This window comes from Vibrio sp. 03_296 (assembly GCF_002265885.1).
The window spans coordinates 1-2,127 of sequence record NZ_NPKW01001288.1; the positions used below are offsets into that span (position 1 = coordinate 1).

The 2,127-nt window shown below is 42.8% G+C and carries 2 protein-coding genes; one reads left to right on the plus strand and one right to left on the minus strand.

Going from position 1 to position 2,127, the window contains the following annotated elements:
• Window positions 1-955: 955 nt before the first annotated feature.
• A complete protein-coding gene (locus CIK04_RS31595) occupies window positions 956-1,924 on the minus strand; it encodes an IS30 family transposase (protein ID WP_128824790.1) in 969 nt (322 codons plus the stop codon).
• A 65-nt stretch (window positions 1,925-1,989) separates the two neighbouring features.
• Between CIK04_RS31595 and CIK04_RS35225 the strand changes: the two genes are divergently transcribed.
• Window positions 1,990-2,124, plus strand: coding sequence for a DUF3265 domain-containing protein (locus CIK04_RS35225; protein ID WP_097353744.1), 135 nt, complete (start codon window positions 1,990-1,992; stop codon window positions 2,122-2,124).
• Window positions 2,125-2,127 lie beyond the last annotated feature (3 nt).

Here is a 2,127-nt window from a genome sequence, read left to right on the forward strand (position 1 = left end):
AGGGATTCACAACGCTTGGCACTTTTGCTTCTACTTCAGTTTTTGTAGTTTATGGCACAATGTTTAGGGTTAGGGTGGACGGCGATTGTTCACCCCTTAATTGGGCGTTATGCTTAATCAAGTAAAATCAGTGGTTTATGGTTTTTCTCTGTTCCCTCAGCTTTTCAGTTTTGTGTTTGTCGGCAAGTTGGCTTTTTTGAGCGCTGTTTTTCGGACACTTATTCTTTGGCGCTAGAAAATCAGAGAGTTGCCTCATTCAATTTTCGGGCAAGCGCGAGGTTAGGGCGGTTGGCTCAATCAGAGATTTGATCTTAGGTTTTTTCGTTTTAGCTGCCAAATTTCAAAGTCTGATTTTCAAAATCATGAGTCATTTCAGTTTTGGCTTTGTTCGTGAATCAAAGCTGAGTTAATCTTGTTTTTAGTAAACGTAACCCATTGAAGTTTAAGCATAACAAGGCGTTCAAGTGGGATTTGGCACGCGTGGCATTTTCAGTTTGCGTTGGGTTCAGTGGTTACGGCACTGTGCGGTAGCTTTTGTATTGCGTGCCTGCACCCCTTAACGCGGCGTTATGTTTARTCATGTAAAATCAGCTGGTTGCATCTTTTCTTTGTTTCTTCTCTTCGTATTTCCAATTTTGGTCATGTCGGCAGGTTAACTTCAGTGGTCGCTGTTTTCTGGACTCCAATTCGTTTGCGCTAAAAATTCAGAGTGTTGCCTCATTTAAGTTCAGTGCGTTTGTGAGTTGAATGAAGCGATGTTAGTTTCAAAGTTTGAGCTCAAGTTTTCGGTTTCTCACGCTAAAACTCAAAGTCATTACGACTAAATTTATGAGTTAATTCAGCTTTTTAGCGTCTGGTTTTGGTTTTCAAAGGTAAGTCGAGTTAAGCTTTTGGTAACGTAAAACTTAACCCTTTGAGTCTTAAACTTAGTATCAAGTTTGAAGTGCGACACTTTTTAAAGATGCGCATGAATATACTCCAGTGGTGTTCTATACCCAAGTCTTTTGCGTGGGCGCGTATTTAATTTGTGTGCAATTTCATTGCATAGCTTCTGTGTCACGTGTGACATGGAAGTTCGTTTTGGTAAGTATTGTCGTATCAAACCATTGGTGTTTTCATTAGTGCCTCGCTCCCATGATTGGTATGGATTTGCAAAGTAAAACAGACAGTTATGATGTTTTTCTAGTTGTGCGTAACCATGGAATTCAGTGCCGTTATCCGAAGTTATCGTCTTAAAAGGTAAGTCAGAGCGGGTCATGATTTTGCTCATTCTTACGTTGAGCGACTCGCTTGTTCTATCATCCATTTGCCCGATAAAAGTGTAACCAGTCATTCTGTCGACTAAAGTCACGATACAGTGCTTGGTTCCGCGGCCAACGACGGTATCAATTTCCCAATGACCAGGCTCTTTTCGATGCTCAGCGTTTTCTGGTCTTTCGGTAATATGACGCTTATTTGCCAGCCGCCCTCGRCTGTCTTTTGAGTTGTACCTYTTACGCCTTTGCTTAGTAGATTGSCGTAGGTGTTTCCATAGYGTTCCACCGAGAGCTTTGTCGTTCCAAAYGTGCTGATAAATGAGCTCGTGGCTCATTGTTGGATAGCCTCTCATTCTTAGRTAKCCGACGATTTGGTCAGGGCTCCAATCCAGTCGTAGCAAGGCTTCAGGTAGCTTGAAGTCAAGTTTGGTATAGCGCTTATTTCTGCGTGAACGACTCAGCCGGTTTCGCGCCATTTGCTGTGCCCGCTCTGGTTGATAAGAGTACCTATCGAAGAACTTGTTGTAACGACAATTGTGTTCAATTTCTCGATAGATAGTGGCTTTGTGACGCCCCAGTTGTTTAGCTATTTCAGCGGTACTAATTCCTTGCTTTCTGAGCGCAGAAATCATATACCTTTCGTTCTCAGTGAGGTGTGTGTATTTCATGTTTTTTACTTCTTGGCGGGAGCAAAGTTCATGATTATCGCACCTTACTGTTTTTATGTTCAGAGGTGTCGCACTTCGTACTTGAATCCAAGAAGTGGGATTCGTGCCGCGTGGCATTTTTGGTATGCGGTGATTTTGGTGGTGAAAGTGGTTTGCGGAGAGCAGGTTTAGGCGGCACTCACCCCTTAACGCGGCGTTAAATT